The following is a 17,373-nucleotide window of genomic DNA, read 5'->3' as shown; positions in this document are numbered from 1 at the left end:
AAATAATCTGCTTAGCCTATTTCGAGGAAGGCGGATATTCATGGGCAGGTCAAAGTTTCTAATGGTGATTCTTGGCTGTCTTTTCGCTCTTCAAGCCTATTCGTGGGACGGCCCGCATTCAGGTCCGAAAGCCCAAACCGGCAAGAAAATCATTTTTATTGCAAGCGATCTTAGAAACGGCGGAGTCCTCGGCGTAAAAAGTGGCTTCATGGAAGCCATTCGCGAACTTTGCTGGGAAGTCGAAGTCAAAGACGGTGGCGGGGACATCAATGAGCTCCACAAAATCCTAAAGACATCCCTCCGTGCAAGAGTCGACGGCATTGTCCTTGGTGGCTTTCAGCCTGACGCGGAGATGGAGGATATGATTCCTTCAAAGCATCCTTTCCTGGTTGGCTGGCACGCAGGCACGCATCCAGGGCATACAAAGTATCTTTTTGCGAATATCACAACGGATCTCTCAGAAGTGGCAAAGCTCGCGGCGGAATCTGTTCAGACTGTCGGTAGCAAACCACCAGGCATCGTCATCATCTCAGACAATCAGTTCGTCATTGCCAACGAAAAGGTTCGGCAAATCACAGAAACGCTTAAAAAATGTAAGACCTGCCACGTGCTTTCCGTTGAGAACATCTCGATTAATAGCGCGCAACTTCGCATTCCTGAGCTCGTGGTAAGGCTGAATCGTCAATTCGGCAAGGCCTGGACTCACACGGTGGCTGTCAATGATATTTATTTTGATAATATGAATTTTCCGCTGAAAGAAATTGGCCGCAATGACATTACGAATATCGCGGCCGGAGATGGCTCACGCGTCGCTATAGGCCGTATTAAGGGCGGAGGCTCACAGCAGGCCGTCACAGTGGCTGAGCCGCTACTTGCGCAAGGCTGGCAGCTGGCGGATGAGTTAAATCGTGCTTTTGCCGGTAAAAAAGAAAGCGGCTTCGTGACAAAGCCGATCGCGATCACCAAAGAGTTTCTGGATCGCTCGTCCAGTGAAGACATTGAAAGCAAGGTGAGCTTCCGCGAAGCCTATTCTAGCATCTGGAAGCGCCGTTAAGCGCCTAAATATGGTAAATAGCCCGCACCGAGGACGCCGGCATGGTTTTTAGTCTTAGCAACTTCAATCTTGCATTCAAAAGCCGGATTCACCTGACGGATCAGATTTTTGTAATGAGCTTTTAAGTCTTTAAGGTATAGATCGCGGATTTTAATCAACCCACCGCTTAAGAAAATATTCTCGAGGTTGTAACCAATTGAAAGATTGTAGCACAGACTCGCAAGAGCCCAAGCCATGTCCTTGTAAAGAACTTGGTACTTCTCATCTTTTGCCATCACAAGTTCTTCGACGGACTTTCCTTGAAAACCCATGTCTTTAGCGCGGCGAAGAAGAGCCGTGCCCGAAGCAATTCCTTCAACTGTGCAGTGGTGAATCTGGTTCGGGTGGGCCATCAGTTTCTGAATATCAATAACAATATGACCGTACTCCGAACCCATGCCGCGACTTTGCCCTGGGCGACCGTTAAAGATAAGGCCCGTGCCGACACCGGTACCGATGGTGACGACCGCAAACGACGACATGCCTTTGGCGCCGCCAACCCAGCCTTCAGCAAGAGCGGCCGCTGTGGCATCATGCTGGAAGAAAACGGAAGTCTTAAATTTGCGTGCTTGGAGTTCTTTTTTTAAAAGATCACGAATAGGAACGACTTTCCAACCTGGATAGTTCACCGGATGAACGAGCTTTCCTTCTTCGGTGTTCAGAGGGCCCGCACTTGCAAGGCCGACGCCTCGAAAAGAAGCTCCGGATGTTTCCCGCGGGAAGCGGTTTTTAAAATCAACGCAGATATCTGCCATGAGTTCGATCACGCGTTTTTGCGTCTTCGCCGCAGAACCTTCGCGCTTCATATCAACCGGCACTTTGATAAAATCCAGCATTTCGCCTTTTTGGTTTAATAAAGCAGCAGCAAGCTTCGTACCGCCGAGATCCAGGCCGATCGTATATGTCATCTTCTTCATTTATTTTTACCTATACGCACGTCGGTTTTTTCAAGCAATACGACGGCAGTTTGTGGAGGTAAGCTGATCCGCACGCGCCCGTTGGTGACTTGATAACCCTCAGTGCAAGAGCGTGAGCGGATATTGTAGTTTTCAACCAAGACGTTGCAATAGGTTCCATCAGGAAGAGCCGAACTGAAATCTGCAGTGTAGTTTTGATTGCCAAAGTTAATGGCGACAAAGCCCTGGTTGCCACGGCTAAACGCGAGAACATCGCGGCCGTTACTCCACCAGTTGTAAACGATGAACGAACGATCCGTTTGGTTACGGAAGTGAACCATCGCCGCCACTTCGCGCTCACGGTGCTCGCACGTCCAAGGAGCGCGACATTCGCCCTGACTGTTAAATACAGACTTCGTGTGCAGATTCTGATCCAAAGGCGGCCCGGCCTCGCGATCGTTAAAGGTGTAACCGGTATAGAGGTGAGGATAGCCATAAGGCCAAGACAACAAAAAGACCTGAGCAAGCTTGTAGAGGTTTCTTTCAGAGCCGTTATAACTTAAAACGCTATTGCCACGTTCAAGATCGTGATTGGTTAAGAACACAACCGACTTGTCACTTGCAGGAAAGCCATCAGCGGCATGGCGAAGAGTGTCCATATTCCGGGAACGAATGCCGTTGGCGATGGTCTCGCCGTAGGCATACGCCATGACATCGCCAAACGGCGTGTATTCATTAAACTGAATAGGACCCGTCGGGCTGTAGATGATCTCCGAGTAAATGTAAGGATTCTTCTTTAAGCGCGAGAAGATCGCCTGAAGATCAGAAGCTGGAATATGTTTTGCGGCATCAATACGGAACCCGGCAACGCCAAGATCTAGCAAGTGATTTAAGTACTCGGCAATTTTTCCGCGCACGTAATCGGACTCCGTCGCAAGATCCGCAAGATCCACGAGTTCGCAGAATTGCAATTCATAGCGGTCATCAAAATTAACGATGTCGTCGTTGCCATTTCTGCCGCAATGATGAAAGTCCTGATAGCTGAAAAGGCCAGGATAGTTGTAGTGATCAAACTTAGACCCCGCGATGCCCGTGCCACTAGGAATGCCAGTCATGTGATTGATCACCGCATCGACGTAGATATCAACGCCAGCGGCCTTACAACGGCGAACCATGCTGGCAAACTCTTTTTCGTTACCACTGCGGGATTCAATTTTATAACTTGCAACCTGGTAGCGCTCCCACCAAGGGTTGTTTTGCCAAATAATATTTTCGTGTGGCGGGGAGACCTGAACCGCAGAAAAACCGGCGGGCCCTAAGTAGGTTTCGCATTCTTGAGCGATGTCGTTCCAAGGCCATTCAAACATTTGCAAAAAGACAGTACGAGGCGCCGCTGAAACCTGAAGTGAAGTCAGGAGGATCGTAAAACAGCAAAATAAGAACTTCATGAAACCCTCCCCTCTAGGTATTTTCTTAAAGTCTTTGATTCAGTCCTGTTTTCTTATCAAAGACGTGGGCCTTTGTCAGGTCGATCTTTAATTTAAGTTTCTCATTGGGTTTAAAACTCATAGAAGAGTCGACTAAAATTTTCACGTTCTGCCCCTCTAGAGAACCATGAAGCATCGTTTGACCACCAAGGTTTTCTGAAAGCTCGATTTGGAAGCTTCCTAGCTCCAATTCGCCGCTTTCGAGGGGGCCCGTAGAGATCTTAAAGGCCTCGGGGCGAACACCTAAAATCTGCTCTGGTTTTTGCGCCTCGGGCCATGGGAGGCGACGAACAACGTCACCTTCCATGAAATTCATTTCTGGTGAGCCGATAAATCTTGCCACAAAAAGATTCTTTGGCTGGTGATAGATCTCAGTCGGCGTGCCGATTTGCTCGACACGGCCATCCTTCAACACCGCAATGCGGTCGCCCATGGTGGTGGCTTCCATCTGATCGTGTGTCACATAGATCATTGTGCTTTTAATTTTCTGGTGAATGCGTTTGATCTCAACACGCATTTGGCTGCGAAGATGAGCATCCAGATTCGATAAAGGCTCGTCAAAAAGTACAATCGAAGTCTGACGAGTCAGTGCGCGTCCCAAAGCTACGCGTTGGCGCTGACCGCCAGAGAGTTCCTTAGGCTTACGATCCAGTAAGTGGTCAATTTGCAAAAGCTGAGCGATCTCAGTCACACGTTTTTCGATTTCAGCTTTTGGTTTTTTCTGAAGGCGCATGGAAAATCCCATGTTCTCAGCGACATTCATGTGCGGATAAAGTGCATAGCTCTGAAAAACCATCGAAAGATCACGGTTCTGAGGTTCTTGCTTATTGATAGACTTGCCATCGACCCGGATTTCGCCGGAGTCTGGATTTTCAAGCCCCGCAAGCGTTCTGAGTAAAGTGGATTTTCCGCAGCCCGAAGGACCGACGAGCACCAGGAACTCCCCGGAGGTGATTTCAAGGTCAATTCCCTTAAGAATCTCATTACTGCCGAAGCTTTTTGCGATTTTTGCAAATTCAATATGTGCCATACTAACCCTTTACGCTTCCCATGGTGAGCCCTGAAACCAAATATCGGGAGATGCTGATAAATAAAATTAAAACCGGAACGCTCACAATCAAAGCGCCGGCGGCATAAAGACCCCATTGGGTCGCAAGACTTGCCTGGAAGGATTTAAGCCCCAACGGCAAGGTATAAAGTTCTGGATCTTGAAGCACGACCGCCGCAATCACATATTCGCTCCAGCTTGTCATAAAGCTAAAGAGGGCGGTAATCACCAGCGCCGGTGAAGAGATCGGGAGAATAATTTTATAGAACGTCATCCAGCGCGAACAGCCATCAAGTAAGGCCGCCTCTTCGAGCTCTTTCGGAATGGTGTCGTAATAGGCCTTCATCTGCCAAACGCAGAATGGCAGGGCTGTCGAAGAGTAAATCAGAAAGAGCCCCCAGAAACTGTCAATCAGATGAATCTTCGCAAGGATAATATAAAATGGCAAAATCAGCATGGTCGCTGGAAACATCTGGCTTGCCAGCAGGGAAAACAGCATTAAGTTTCGGCCACGGAAATTATAGCGAGACAGCGCATAAGCACTGGTCGAGGCAAAGGCCACACCCATCAGCGTCGTCACCGCTGAAATCAGCAGCGAGTTTCTCATCCAGAGAAGAAAATCGGTCTCGGTAAAGAGCAAGATAAAGTTTTTAAGTGTCGAATGCTCGGTGATGATCTCTAGGGATTCTGTTTGAAAAGCATTGTCACCGCGAAGTGAGATGGCAAGCACGTAGAGCATGGGGTAAATTGAAAATAGAGCAAAAAGAAGAATGCTGAACCAGGCGAAGACTTTTTTCATCATACTTTCTTCTCCTTGTTGTATTGGCTACGCAAAGATCCCAAACTCCAAAGCACGAGCAAAATGAAAATCAAAACCGACACCGCCGCCGCGTAACCGTAGCGGTAGAGATTGAAGGCCGCTTTGTAAACATAACTGACAAGGATATGAGTCTGATCTCCTGGTTCGCCCCCATTGCTGACAAGCCAGACCACATTTAAATTGTTAAAGGTCCAGATTGAACCCAAGAGAGCTGCTGGAATCATCACAGGAGCTAAGAGAGGCAAGGTAATATGGCGGAATCTTTGCCAAGCATTGGCTTTATCAAGATAGGCGGCCTCATACAAAGACTGCGGAATGGATTGCAAGCCACCAAGAGCGACAATCATCATAAACGGGAAGCCAAGCCACACGTTTGTAATAATACACGCGGTAAAAGCCGTGAACGGTTGGCTGAGCCACTGGATCGGAGAAAGGTGCAAGAACTTTTGCAGAAAAATATTAATCGGTCCGTACTCTTGGTTAAACATCCCACGCCAAGTCAGCGCTGTAATATATTGCGGGATCGCCCACGGGATGATCAAGATCGTGCGCCAGATGGCTTTTGCCGGCATCACTTGATTGATGATAACAGCCAGGAATACGCCGATGCTCACATGGAAAAACACATTCACTACGGTCCAGATGATGGTTTTAAGTAAAAGCGAATAGAGCTTCGGATCTGTGATCGCACCCCAGTAGTTGTGAAAGCCAATGATGGACCAGTCTTGGAAAGTGCGAAGACTAAAGTTTGAAAACGAAATTGCGATATTATAGAAAAACGGATAGACGATCACCGCAAAAATTCCGACAAATGCCGGAAGCATCATGAAATATACAAATCTTTGCGGACCGCTAAAGCCTTGAATGAAACTCTTTACTGATCTGCGCGAAAGTACAAGCAGGGTTAAAATCAAAAAGGCGACAAGGCCTTTGATGACCCAGGCGCCGGCGTCCGGAGGAACCACCTCGTTCATGCTCTGGATCTGCGACTCGGCCATGCTTTGGGCGGCTTCAGCACCCTGAGCTGGAGTCTCGGCGCCGGCAAGAACTTTTTGGTACTGAATGCGCATACTATCCCAAACGCCGCGCACTTCAGGCACAACTGGCATCGGGGAACCCACTTCCATAATGCCAACAGAAGCCTGGAGAAGGGGATTGCTTTTCACCACGGGGTGATCCTTCAGAGCAATCAAAGACGGCATCACGCCGACTTTCTCAGTAAATAGCAACTGCACACGCGCTGAGGTTAGATACTTTAAAACCCGGATTGCAGCTTCTTTATGAGCGTCATCTTGAAAGTGTGCGTTCAATGAATAGCCGACCGTTCCGACAAGAGGGTGAGGCCATTTCTTTGTTTCGCTGACCATCGGGATGCGCGCGATTGCAAAGTCAACGCCGGCACTTTTGTAATCACCCCAAGACCAGTCACCGTTAATCAGCATTGCCGCCTTGTTTTGCTTAAAAAGAGCGTTGGCGGTTTCATAGTCGCACTCTTTAGGAATGATTTTGTATTTATCCCTGAGATCAAGAATGAACTGGAAGGTTTTCGCGAGCCCCGGTTGATTCAAGCGCGGCTTAAAATCCTCGGTCATAAAACCTTCGCCAAAAGCGGGGATAAACGGCGCAAAGAAGAATGGCTCTGTATAATTAAAGACCAAACCGAACTGGTCGATCTTGCCGTCGCCGTCTTTATCAACTGTTAGCTTCTGGCCCATGGCGATCAGCTCATCAGTGTTCTGAGGCGGTGTTTGCATGAGCTTCTTATTGTAAAGAAGCATCAGGTGATTTCCGATCGTGCCGCCAAGCATGTAATTATGGTTTTGGAAAAGCGGAATCGCAAGCGGATCGTACTGAGCAAGATATTCTTTTTCTAAAACTCCGTCGAGGGGTTGAATGATCCCCATCGCCGCAAAAGGGCCGATCTGATCACTTGGGCCAAAAACAAGCTCAGGCCCGCTATTACCCATGGCGGCGGCTTGATAGCTGGAGCGGAGCTCTTCGGTTTCACGATATGTTTCACGGATCAAGATGTCCGGATTCTCTTTTTCGAATTGGCGTAAAGCTTCGCTGAGAACCTGGCGATGCGAATAAATCATCTGATGCCAGAGTTGAATGCGCGTTGGAAGTGCCGCACTCAGCGACCCTGTGAAGAGTCCCAGAGCTAATATGATCATCCTCACTAATGTCATTTTCTATTGCTTCCAGGTCCTGTCATTTGCAGAACCACGGTGGAGCGCCCCGGAAGACGAATGCTTCCTAAAGCGGAATTAAGTGAAACATCGCTAAGAACTGGGTCGATTTTTTCATTGAGGAGCGGGTGGAGATTCCAGTTTCGCTTTAAAATATCGTGATTAAAAATACGGCCATCACGGGAAGCATTGAAGAAAACTAAAAGGCTTTCATCAGCACCTTGCAAGAGCATCGCGATCAGGCCAGGCTCTGGTGCGCGGTCGTTATCAATAAAGCGCAGCTTCGCAGAAATTTCCGCCGGCGTATTTAAATTAAATAACTTTGAACTGTGGCGTAGGCGAAGCAGGGCTAAGAAGTAATTCTCAGTTTGCTGAATGAGTTTTCTATTGGCGCGAATATCCGGCGATCTGAGGCGCGGCTCCCAGAAAGGCCAGTCGGCAGAGTTCTTCCATGCCGGAGGAAGTGCCAAGCCCCAGTCATTTCCCTGCCCCGTCCAATCAAGATGGTTAAAGAAGTCGCCGGAGTTATAGCTGTCTTGATCACCGTTTTTTGAACGAAGAAGATCAGATCCTGCTTCAATAAACGGAATCCCTTGCCCTAGGAGAGGAAGAGCAAGTAGCAACTGCTGCATGCGCTGCCGGTCCTCAGGCGTTGCCGAAGCCGGCGTTCTGCCAGAGGTGTTAAACGGTGCTTTGGCTTGAATTGCGTCCCAAAGACCATAGCCATCGTGGGCTGAAACATAGTTAATAGTCTCTTGGGCAACGGAGGCGTGAGCCACGGGGTCATTCCGGAATTTGAGGCTATAACCTGTGATCGTATTTCCAAGGTGATCGCGGAAACTCAAGTCGCGCAGATTTCCGGCAAGACCGACTTTAATGACGTCTCCCAGGTGTAAGAGTTTTCCACGCTGAGATGCTAAGTCAATCGGTGTGTTGCGATTAGCGGGCTCTTGATTGAAATCAAAGAAAAGTCCGGTTGCAAAACCCTGGTCGGATTTTTCGCCGGAACTTGTTGTTCCACCGCGAGCGGCATCGCGAAGGCGGTCGTTAAAAAATCCCACGCCGGTGCCGAAAGAATTTTCGTGAGTCATGGCCTCGTCAGGATGAGCATTGTAGAAAGAACCAAACGTCCAGCCTTCGCCATAGATAATGATCTTTGAGCCATCAACGCCGTCTTTGTTAAGAGTCAGAGTTCGCAACTGATCACGAATTTTTAAAATAGTCGCGCGTGAATGAAACGACATCAAGTCAAAGCGGAAGCCATCGATTTTATAGTTCTTCGCCCAAGACAGAACACTATCGATCATGAGTTTTTCCATCATGCGATGTTCGCTCGCCGTATCAGCACAGCAAGAGGTCGTATAAGCCACACCGTTCTCGTCAACGCGGTAGTAATACATGGGCACAATACGATCAAAGACCGACTGATTTTCCAACTCGTGTGCGTAGGTGTGGTTGTAAACCACATCCTGAACTGTGCGAAGACCCATGCGGTTAATCGCCTGAATCATGGAACGCGCTTCTTTAACGCGATTCACGCCATCGCCATCCACGGCGTAGCTGCCATCCGGAGCCGAGTAGTGAACCGGATCATAGCCCCAGTTGTATGAATCAGTGTCGCGGATCGCGGCAGTGAGCTCCTGTGGAGTCGGAAGATCAAACGTAGGACCGAGTTTAATCTCATCCCATTTACTTTTTATTTCGTTGACGGTGCCAAAGTCATTAAACGGCATTAAATGCAGATGAGTGAGTCCCGCCTGAGCGAGGTCCTTCAAATGTCGAGTGCCGTTGGAGTCTTGCGTGAAGGCGAGATAGGTGCCACGGTACTGAGGATCGACGCTGGGGTCCTTCGCGCTAAAGTCACGGACGTGGAGCTCGTAGATCACTGCCGATTGCAGAGCCCCGAACGGAGGTTTTGCGAGAGATTCCCAGCCAGAGGGTTTGCTCTCGGGGGAATTTATATCGATGAGCTGCGAGCGTGTGGCGTTTAACGATAAGCTTTGGCTGTAGGGATCCGTCACCAAAGAAGTTTGCATGCTGTCGATGAAGGGTTGATAGAGTTCAACTTCGTACAAATAAAAATAGTTTTTTCTATTTGCTGGAAGTGAAAGAGCCCAAACACCTTGTTGTTCGCGCTGACTATTAAAAATTTCAGCTTGTTGAAGAGGAGTGGTGCTGTCTTTAAAAAGGAGCACGCGCACATTTTGCGCGGTCGGTGCCCAGAGCTTCAGTGTGCAACGAGCTGTATCGCAATGGCCGCCAAGGTCGGAGTCATCATAATAGAAGTTCTGATCCAGCACGCCGGCATACTGAATCGCAGTGCTATCAAGCACGTTTTGATTGCGATCCGTGATGAAAACCTTCAGCGGGCGAGTGAGTAAATACTCAAGGTCCGCGCGCGATATGGCTGAGGTGTCGAGTGTGACATAACCGTTGTCGTTCGCGACCAGCGGTAGAGTAGCCACTCCATTTCCACGCACTGTTTGTGAGGTGTCGGCGAGGGAAAATTGCAGTTGAGAAATATTTGTGATGAAACCGGTCGGTAGCTTTAAGCGCAGATGATTTGCATCAAGCCACTGTGCGCGCGCTGAGAAGGCATGGGAGTTCGGCGCAAGTAAGCACGCGAACACAATGAATAAAAATGGAAATAGAATATTCACTCTCAAAATGATCAGGCCCTCTGCGTAATGAGTAGTCTCGCGGGAACTTTATGGGTATCCCTCTTGTTTTTCAAGGATAAGGAATATGAAAATACGTTTACTCTGTTTGTTTGTTACGCTGGTTTCGCTGAATGCGCATGCAATGGATGCTGATTTTTTAGGCTATCTCCGTGGAGGAACCGGTCTTAATTTACTCGGTGGCAAACAGGAGTGTTTTAATAATCAGGGAATTCCTGGTAATTTCCTACGCTTGGGGAATGAGTGCAGTTTCTATTCAGAAATCGTGATGGTCTTTAACCACAAGAAACCATCAGAGACAGATCCTGCATTTTTCAGAACGCAGGTGCGTCTAGAGGCCAATGCCAATGGTGCACGTCAGTGGGAAACCGCGTCGAATCGCGATATCAATCAAATTGAAGCCTTTGTTTCTGCAGGTGGACTTGCTGAAATTCCCGGCGAACTTTGGGTGGGAAAACGTTTTTATCGTGATGTCGATCTTCATATTTTCGATTGGTATTACTACGGCGATATGAGCGGTGTGGGAGCCGGTATTGAAAACATCAGAACAAATTCTGGTATTTTTTCTTTTGCACATTTGATTCAGGCCAATGAAACGGTGACCACAGATAAAGGTCAGCCGGTTTTGCAAGCGTTGGATTTTCGCTGGGCAAAGTTACCGGTGGTTGAAGATGTCTATCTTAATTTCTGGGGAGTTTACGCCTGGGCTCCGTCTGGAACGGATGGTACGAATGAGTATGTGAAGACAAATGGTTACTCCGTCGCGACTCGTTTAGAGAGTCTCGTTGGCAGCGGTTACAATAATCTCGCGCTGATGTACGGAAAAGGCGCAATGCAAAGCTTTAACATCTATGGCGATAGCGCCCTTCTTGTTGCGGATGAATACAAAAATAACGGCTGGGCTGTGCGTTTGGTTGAAAACTGGAATAAAGAAGTCACGGATCGTTGGGCCTTCATGTTCGGCCTTGCCGGTGAGTATGGCGACAGCGGAGCGGACGTTGATAGTCGCCGTTTCTTTTATGAGATCGGTCTCCGTCCTATTTATTATATGAGGGACCGAGTGCAATGGATGCTCGAGTTCGGCTACTCACGTATTGAAAATCAGACTGAGAAGACCACCGGGGGTGACAAAGTCGGAGAGCGCGATCTTTCTCGTATCACCTTGGCGCCTCAGATTTCATTGAGCAAATCCATCTGGGGCCGCCCGGTCCTTCGAGCTTACATCACGCATTCGATGTGGAATAAAAATAATATGGATAAGATTGCAGTGAATGCGTCTTCGTTTAAAGATAAGCAAGAAGGCACATCTTTCGGTTATCAATTCGAAGCTTGGTTCTAAAAGGAAAAAGAAATGACTGCAAAATCTCCGGTAACGCAAAAGTGGTGGAAAGAATCCGTTATATATCAAGTCTATCCACGCAGTTTTAAAGACAGCAACGGCGACGGCATCGGAGATCTTCGCGGCATCATCGAAAAATTAGATTACCTTAAAGATCTTGGTGTCAATATTATCTGGATTTGCCCAATCTTTAAGTCGCCGCAAGATGATAATGGTTACGATGTCAGCGACTATCAGGATATTCATCATGAGTTCGGCAGTATGCAGGACTTTAATGATCTTTTGAAAGGTGTGCATGATCGTGGAATGAAGCTGATTTTGGATCTTGTTCTGAATCACACCAGCGATGAGCATCCATGGTTTATTGAATCCCGCTCTTCAAAGGATAATTCCAAACGTGATTGGTATATCTGGCGTGATGGTAAAAACGGTGCTGAGCCCAATAACTGGGAAAGTATCTTCAGTGGCTCGGCGTGGAAGCTGGATCCAGAGACCAATCAGTATTTCATGCATGTTTTCTCGGCTCGTCAACCGGACCTTAACTGGGAAAACAAAGACATGCGCCAGGCAGCTTACGACATGGTGAATTGGTGGCTGGATAAAGGCATCGATGGTTTCCGTATCGATGCCATCAGCCATATTAAGAAACGCCCGGGCCTGCCGGATTTACCAAATCCTCAAGGTCTTAAATACGTTCCATCTTATGCAAACCACATGAACGTGGACGGCGTCATGGATTATATCGGCGAACTCTGCCGCGAAACTTTCAGCAAGTATGACATTGTGACCGTCGGCGAGGCAAACGGCGTGAATTCCTTCCAGGCTCAGGATTGGGTGGCAGAAGAAAAGAAACGCTTTAGCATGCTCATTCAATTTGAGCACACCAAATTGTGGGACCATCTCGGTGCTGATAAGTTTGACCTGGCCGAGCTTAAGACCATTTTCACAAACTGGCAGACCAATTTGCATGGTATCGGCTGGAACGCGCTCTTTGTTGAAAACCACGATATCACTCGTGTGGTCTCTAAATGGGGAGATCCATTTATCTTCCACCGTGAAAGTGCGACTTCAATTGCGGCAATGTATTTCTTGATGCAAGGAAGTCCATTTATCTATCAAGGCCAAGAGCTTGGTATGACAAACACCGAGTTTAGCGGCCCTGAGGATTTCCAGGACGTGGCTGCGAAGAACTTATTTGTCGTTCGTCGTGCGGAAGGGATGAGTGATATTGCCATCACCAAAGAACTCGCCGGGACTTCGCGCGATAATGCGCGCACTCCGATGCAGTGGAATGGTGAAGAAAATGCCGGCTTTACGACGGGAAAACCGTGGCTCAAGGTCAATCCGAACTACAAAACGATTAACGTTGAAACGGAAGAAAAAGATCCAAAATCAGTTCTGAACTTCTATAAGCAACTCATCCGTCTTCGCCGTGATAATAAGATCTTCATCTACGGCGACTTTGAAATGATTCTGCAGAGTCATACTGAAGTGTTTGCTTATACCAGACATCTTAACGGTCAAACGGCGTGGATCATTTGCAACGTCAAGGGCCAAAAGACCCATGTTGAAATGCCGGCCGAAGTGGCCAATGCAAAAATGCTTATTAGCAACTACGAAAATCCCAGCCTCGGGCTTCCGGCAAAGTTCGAGCTTCGCCCGTTTGAGTGCCGCGTTTATATTGCCTAGGATTAACCGGTTTCACCAAGGACCGGTGTTTTTTTACGTGACGTGATCACGTGATCGATAAATCCCAGATTGCGGGCTTCTTCTGGGGTGAGGTAAGAATCTCGCTCCATCATCTTTGTCAGAGTCGAAAACTTTTGGCCGGTGTGTTTCGCGTACATGTCGGTGAGCTTGGTTTTTGATTTCACAAGTTCGCGGGCGTGAATTTCGATATCGCTGATCTGACCGCCTAGGCCGCCATTACCGAGGTGCGGTTGATGAATCAGAATCTGACTATTAGGCATCGCAAAGCGCTTACCTGGTGCGCCCGCTGTGAGTAAAAAAGACCCCATACTGGCTGCCATGCCAAAGCAGTAAGTCGCGACCTCGCATTTGATAAAGCTCATGAAATCATAAATCGCAAGCCCCGCGTTCACAGACCCGCCGGGTGAATTGATATAAAAATGAATATCTTGGTCGGGATTTTCCATCTCAAGAAACAACATCTGCGCAATCAGCTGAGTGGCAGCTTGGTCGGTGACAGGACCACTGAGTAGAATAATTCGGTCTTTCATGAGGCGTGAAGCAAGATCATAGTTTTCAGCAACGTTCGATGACATAGGATTCTCCTTTAGCTTGGAGAGTCCCTATTGCAAAGCCGGTGCAACGGCGAAAACTGTCTCAGCCTGATTCGAAAAAGGCGCCAGATAAAAACCATTCGCAATTCATCACGCCAGCTAAAGTCAGTGAAAATGGAAGATTGTTGATCAAGGTAACCAAAAACGTCTATGCTTGCATAAGAATTATTAAGAGGAGAAATAAGCATGAGTGCAATTAAATCTCAGCCCCTCATTTGCGTCGGTAATGTCGAGAAAAGCAGTCAGTGGTATTGGTTTCTAGGGCTAAGAAAATGAAAGCCAAGGTCCTAGAAGACGCTCACGAAAACCCACTGGCGGGTCATCGTGAGATTTGGCTTAGGGATCTTGACGGCTATGTCGTGGTGATTGCCGGAAAGTAAGTCAGTATCTTCGGCGTGCGATGGGCTCAGGCGGCGAGTCCCGAGGAAAATCATGCTCCGGAGGCTCAATCTCCGGCGGAATTTCAGTGGGCGGCTCAGTCTCAGGGATTTTCTTTTGTGGGGGCTCTTTTTCAGGCACATATTTTTGTGGCGGTTCCTTCGTTGGAGGCGCCGGTGGGCGGGTGTTAGGCTCTTTTTGTGGGGCTTTCGGTTTTTCAATTTCCATTGGGATCCTCCTTCGTTTAAACTAAACGAAGGATGTCCCTGTCTGGTTTCAATCAAATAGCGATTTTGTAATATGTATTTTTAGAGGGGTTTAAACTGCTTTAAGCCACGCTCATCGCCCGACAAGCGCCCGCGGCCGGTCTTTGCATCGATTTCGATTTTGAGAATGCGCATTTCCGAATAAGTGAGGTCGCAACCTCCACCGAGGCGATCCTCGCAACCGGCTTCCATCGAATCAAGCGGCAGGCCTGGGATGGCCTTTAAAATTTTCGCCGTCAATTCCGGTGAGAAGAAACCGCTTCCCGGATTGCTCATAGGAATGGGTTGTTTTTCAGGGCCGAAGCGGCGATAGCGGATGATTTCTTTCCCTTCGAAGAGTTTTGCGAATTTTGCAAGAACATCGGCTCGCAAGGATAAACGGTAAGGATCATCTTCTGAGGTATCTGTTTTTTCAAAAACCAGGTTTTTTCCTAAAATCAAAGCCGTGTGCTGAATTGAAAGAGCTCCTGTCTCTTTCGACCAAACAGTCAGCGCATCACCGAAGCGAAGGGCATTTTCACGCGCGGTTGAATTGTATTTGGTATCCATAAAAAGTTCGCCCGTATCCCAGCGGCCAGGCCATGAAAGAATATAGGTATTGGCTTCATTTGCCGGACGAGAGTGCAGAGATTTAAGCACTTCGATGGTGGTGCCCCAGCAGTTGGTGATAAAACTCACACCGCCTTTTTGCAGACCCCAAAGTTCGCCGGTCATTTCATCGTCTGTGAAGTCCATGCTCACCAATGCCGATGTATCATAATTTTTCGGCGTAAAGGTTTTATTCACCGTTGCTTGAATCGCCGGTGGAAGGAAATCGACGAGGTCATAGGCTTTGTTGCTGTCGTAAGGAACTTGGCTGAAGTTTCCATAAAGAGATTTGAGCTTTGCAAACTGCTCCGCTGTCACGTGGCCAATATTGATTTGCAGGGCATATTTATCTTCGTTGTAAGAAAGCTTTTGTAATTGTGGTGTCGTCACTTTGTAGATGACGGGAGTGATTCCCAGAGCAACCACTTCGGGGACGACGTCCTGTGGGTTTAGCTGAAGGGCACTGACGCCACTTGTTTGTGCAACCGACGTTGCCACCGCGGACTGTGGAAGAGCGAGTGAAACTGCGCCCAAAATAAGGGCCGCTGAGAGGGCAAGATTTAAAGACTTTCTCATGGGTCTTTCCTTTGAAAATAAAGCCATGAGAAAGGCATGCAAGCAAAAGACCCGCTCAGATCCAATAAAAAAGGGGCCAAGGGGCCCCTAGGTGATATTAGTTAGACAGTGGGCCTTTATTGATCCTGCTGAAGGCCGCTCATCGCCGTTGATCTGATCGTCAAGGTCGACTTTTTCATAGGCGCTCCCGCTGGACGACGGCGAGGGAGCGAGAACGTAAATGTCGTGCCACGCCCGAGCTGGCTTTGAACCTGAACAGTGCCGCCGTGAGCTTCAACGATGGTCTTTACAATCGCAAGCCCCACGCCAGCGCCTTGATCCGCCGTCTTACGAGCTTGCCAGAAATTATCAAAAATCCCCGGAATCTGATCCGAAGGAATCCCAGCCCCTGTATCGACTACAGAGATGTTTACGAACTTCTGATCGCTACGAACTTTCACAACGACTTTGCTGCCTTTAGGGCTGAACTTAATAGAGTTGCTGACAAGATTTGAGAGCACGCGAAGGACCCGCTCACGGTCGTAGAACGCAAGCACCGGTGGGTTTACCGTGTCTACCTGGATGCGCACATCACGTGATTTTGCCAGTGGTTGCATCAAAAGACGGGCGGTCTCAAGCACATCGTCGATTGGCAATTGATCCAAACGAAGAGTGATGCCTTCCATCTCGACGGCTTTTTGATCGCGAATGTCTTTAATAAGGCCTTCGATCGTTGTGACCGTGGATTTTACAAGCTCGCTGCTTTCAACGATATCAAGCCCCTGTGGTGAGGTGGCGAGTCTTTCTGCTGTCGTTGAAATCGTCTCAAGTGATTCTTTTAAGTCATGAGAAATTGCAAAGATCGCTTCATCACGGTCCTTCACGGCTCTTTTTGCTTCAGCATAGAGACGGTTTCTTTCCGCGAGTTGAGCTGCGCGTCCGCGGGACTGGCGTAGGATAATCGCCGCCATCGCAAGAAAAATCCCGACGAGGGAAATTGTCAGCGACATCATGCCTTTTGGAATTTGTGATTCAACGCCGATGGCCGCTTCACGAGCTTCGGTAGAGTTGCGGTCTATTTCTGCTTTGTGAATTTTTACGATATCATCAAAGGCATCATTCATTTGCGCACGCAAAGGGTTTGATTTTGACTGAAAAAACTGACCGACAATTTTGGATTCCGTTTTCTTTTCACGGAAATCCATTGCTTGATCAAAGAACTCTTGGTTTTTTTGCTCTATGTCTCGGATGCGTTTAATAATCTCAGGAACTTGCGGCAGGTTGTGTTCTTTCTCGTACTTCGTAAGAGCCGCGAGAAGATCTTCTTTTTCTTTTTTCTGCTTTTCAAAAATGGACTGCGCGCCAAGCAGAAAAAAAGCGCGGCTGTTGTCGATTTGCGAGTCGGCCAAATTACGAAGCTGCTCGACTTCAACGAGGGCCCTCGGATCCGCCACGGCGATCGCATTGTTAGACGCCACGGTATGTCTCAACTTCATGGCGTAGCCCCAGGCACTCAAAATCACAGCTACAAAAATAACTGAAAGGACCCCAAGGGCCTTTTTTTCAAGCGTCCAGATGCTTGGTTTTTGATTCTCTTCCTTAACGATTTCTGTATTGGTTTGACTTGTCTCCATATATTTTCATTAACAACTGCGCATAGCATGAGCAACCCTGAAATCGTGAGATCAAAATGAGAGCACATACAGGGGGAACTTTTTTTATTTATTTGTAAA

12 protein-coding genes and 1 pseudogene are annotated in these 17,373 nt (G+C 48.1%); 3 read left to right on the top strand and 10 right to left on the bottom strand.

Annotated features, from left to right (window positions below; genetic code table 11):
• Positions 1 to 40: 40 nt before the first annotated feature.
• Positions 41 to 1,054, top strand: coding sequence for an ABC transporter substrate-binding protein (locus tag JSU04_07975; GenBank protein ID MBS1970230.1), 1,014 nt, complete (start codon positions 41 to 43; stop codon positions 1,052 to 1,054).
• Here the strand turns inward: JSU04_07975 and JSU04_07970 are convergent.
• Genes JSU04_07970 through pulA form a run of 6 tightly spaced genes read right to left on the bottom strand, consistent with a single transcriptional unit; the run spans position 1,051 to position 10,163 of the window.
• On the bottom strand, positions 1,051 to 2,010 hold the full coding sequence (locus JSU04_07970; protein ID MBS1970229.1) for an ROK family protein: 960 nt from the start codon (positions 2,008 to 2,010) through the stop codon (positions 1,051 to 1,053). The genes JSU04_07975 and JSU04_07970 overlap by 4 nt on opposite strands.
• The gene (locus tag JSU04_07965; protein MBS1970228.1) at positions 2,007 to 3,437 is read right to left on the bottom strand and encodes an alpha-amylase family protein; all 1,431 of its coding nucleotides are present in this window, start codon (positions 3,435 to 3,437) and stop codon (positions 2,007 to 2,009) included. Before JSU04_07965 ends, JSU04_07970 begins: the two co-directional genes overlap by 4 nt.
• Positions 3,438 to 3,462: 25 nt before the next feature.
• On the bottom strand, positions 3,463 to 4,506 hold the full coding sequence (locus tag JSU04_07960) for an ABC transporter ATP-binding protein (protein ID MBS1970227.1): 1,044 nt from the start codon (positions 4,504 to 4,506) through the stop codon (positions 3,463 to 3,465).
• Between the two features lies 1 nt (position 4,507).
• Positions 4,508 to 5,326 carry an ABC transporter permease subunit gene (locus tag JSU04_07955; GenBank protein MBS1970226.1) on the bottom strand — a complete coding sequence of 273 codons (819 nt, stop codon included), beginning with the start codon at positions 5,324 to 5,326 and terminating at the stop codon, positions 4,508 to 4,510.
• Entirely contained in the window at positions 5,323 to 7,518 is a 2,196-nt protein-coding gene (locus tag JSU04_07950) for an extracellular solute-binding protein (protein MBS1970225.1), read from the bottom strand. Before JSU04_07950 ends, JSU04_07955 begins: the two co-directional genes overlap by 4 nt.
• 11 nt (positions 7,519 to 7,529) lie before the next feature.
• The gene (gene pulA / locus JSU04_07945; protein MBS1970224.1) at positions 7,530 to 10,163 is read right to left on the bottom strand and encodes a pullulanase-type alpha-1,6-glucosidase; all 2,634 of its coding nucleotides are present in this window, start codon (positions 10,161 to 10,163) and stop codon (positions 7,530 to 7,532) included.
• A gap of 80 nt (positions 10,164 to 10,243) precedes the next feature.
• Here pulA and JSU04_07940 point away from each other — a divergent pair.
• Positions 10,244 to 11,550, top strand: a pseudogene (locus JSU04_07940) (carbohydrate porin).
• 12 nt (positions 11,551 to 11,562) lie between these two features.
• On the top strand, positions 11,563 to 13,239 hold the full coding sequence (locus JSU04_07935) for an alpha-glucosidase (protein MBS1970223.1): 1,677 nt from the start codon (positions 11,563 to 11,565) through the stop codon (positions 13,237 to 13,239).
• 2 nt (positions 13,240 to 13,241) lie between these two features.
• On the opposite strand, the gene JSU04_07930 is transcribed toward JSU04_07935, so the two are convergent.
• The 4 genes from JSU04_07930 to JSU04_07915 all read right to left on the bottom strand — a co-directional run bounded on the left by JSU04_07930 (position 13,242) and on the right by JSU04_07915 (position 17,274).
• Complete coding sequence (locus JSU04_07930) at positions 13,242 to 13,835, bottom strand: ATP-dependent Clp protease proteolytic subunit (protein ID MBS1970222.1); 594 nt, start codon at positions 13,833 to 13,835, stop codon at positions 13,242 to 13,244.
• Between the two features lie 399 nt (positions 13,836 to 14,234).
• The gene (locus tag JSU04_07925; GenBank protein MBS1970221.1) at positions 14,235 to 14,459 is read right to left on the bottom strand and encodes a hypothetical protein; all 225 of its coding nucleotides are present in this window, start codon (positions 14,457 to 14,459) and stop codon (positions 14,235 to 14,237) included.
• Positions 14,460 to 14,539: 80 nt separating this feature from the next.
• Entirely contained in the window at positions 14,540 to 15,661 is a 1,122-nt protein-coding gene (locus JSU04_07920; GenBank protein ID MBS1970220.1) for a hypothetical protein, read from the bottom strand.
• A 116-nt stretch (positions 15,662 to 15,777) separates the two neighbouring features.
• Positions 15,778 to 17,274 (bottom strand): HAMP domain-containing histidine kinase, encoded by a 1,497-nt coding sequence (locus JSU04_07915; GenBank protein ID MBS1970219.1) that lies wholly within the window; start codon positions 17,272 to 17,274, stop codon positions 15,778 to 15,780.
• Positions 17,275 to 17,373 lie beyond the last annotated feature (99 nt).

The organism is Bdellovibrionales bacterium (assembly GCA_018266295.1).
Classification (GTDB): domain Bacteria; phylum Bdellovibrionota; class Bdellovibrionia; order Bdellovibrionales; family Bdellovibrionaceae; genus JACMRP01.
Note: the sequence above shows the minus strand (reverse complement) of the source record. Positions and strands in the feature narration are given on the sequence as shown.

Bases quoted from the DNA above. Each gene is read 5' to 3' on its own strand.
- JSU04_07955 (MBS1970226.1), bottom strand. From the start codon at position 5,326: ATGATGAAAAAAGTCTTCGCCTGGTTCAGCATTCTTCTTTTTGCTCTA.
- JSU04_07920 (MBS1970220.1), bottom strand. From the start codon at position 15,661: ATGAGAAAGTCTTTAAATCTTGCCCTCTCAGCGGCCCTTATTTTGGGC.
- JSU04_07930 (MBS1970222.1), bottom strand. From the start codon at position 13,835: ATGTCATCGAACGTTGCTGAAAACTATGATCTTGCTTCACGCCTCATG.
- JSU04_07975 (MBS1970230.1), top strand. From the start codon at position 41: ATGGGCAGGTCAAAGTTTCTAATGGTGATTCTTGGCTGTCTTTTCGCT.
- JSU04_07970 (MBS1970229.1), bottom strand. From the start codon at position 2,010: ATGAAGAAGATGACATATACGATCGGCCTGGATCTCGGCGGTACGAAG.
- JSU04_07950 (MBS1970225.1), bottom strand. From the start codon at position 7,518: ATGATCATATTAGCTCTGGGACTCTTCACAGGGTCGCTGAGTGCGGCA.
- JSU04_07915 (MBS1970219.1), bottom strand. From the start codon at position 17,274: ATGGAGACAAGTCAAACCAATACAGAAATCGTTAAGGAAGAGAATCAA.
- JSU04_07935 (MBS1970223.1), top strand. From the start codon at position 11,563: ATGACTGCAAAATCTCCGGTAACGCAAAAGTGGTGGAAAGAATCCGTT.
- JSU04_07960 (MBS1970227.1), bottom strand. From the start codon at position 4,506: ATGGCACATATTGAATTTGCAAAAATCGCAAAAAGCTTCGGCAGTAAT.
- JSU04_07925 (MBS1970221.1), bottom strand. From the start codon at position 14,459: ATGGAAATTGAAAAACCGAAAGCCCCACAAAAAGAGCCTAACACCCGC.
- JSU04_07965 (MBS1970228.1), bottom strand. From the start codon at position 3,437: ATGAAGTTCTTATTTTGCTGTTTTACGATCCTCCTGACTTCACTTCAG.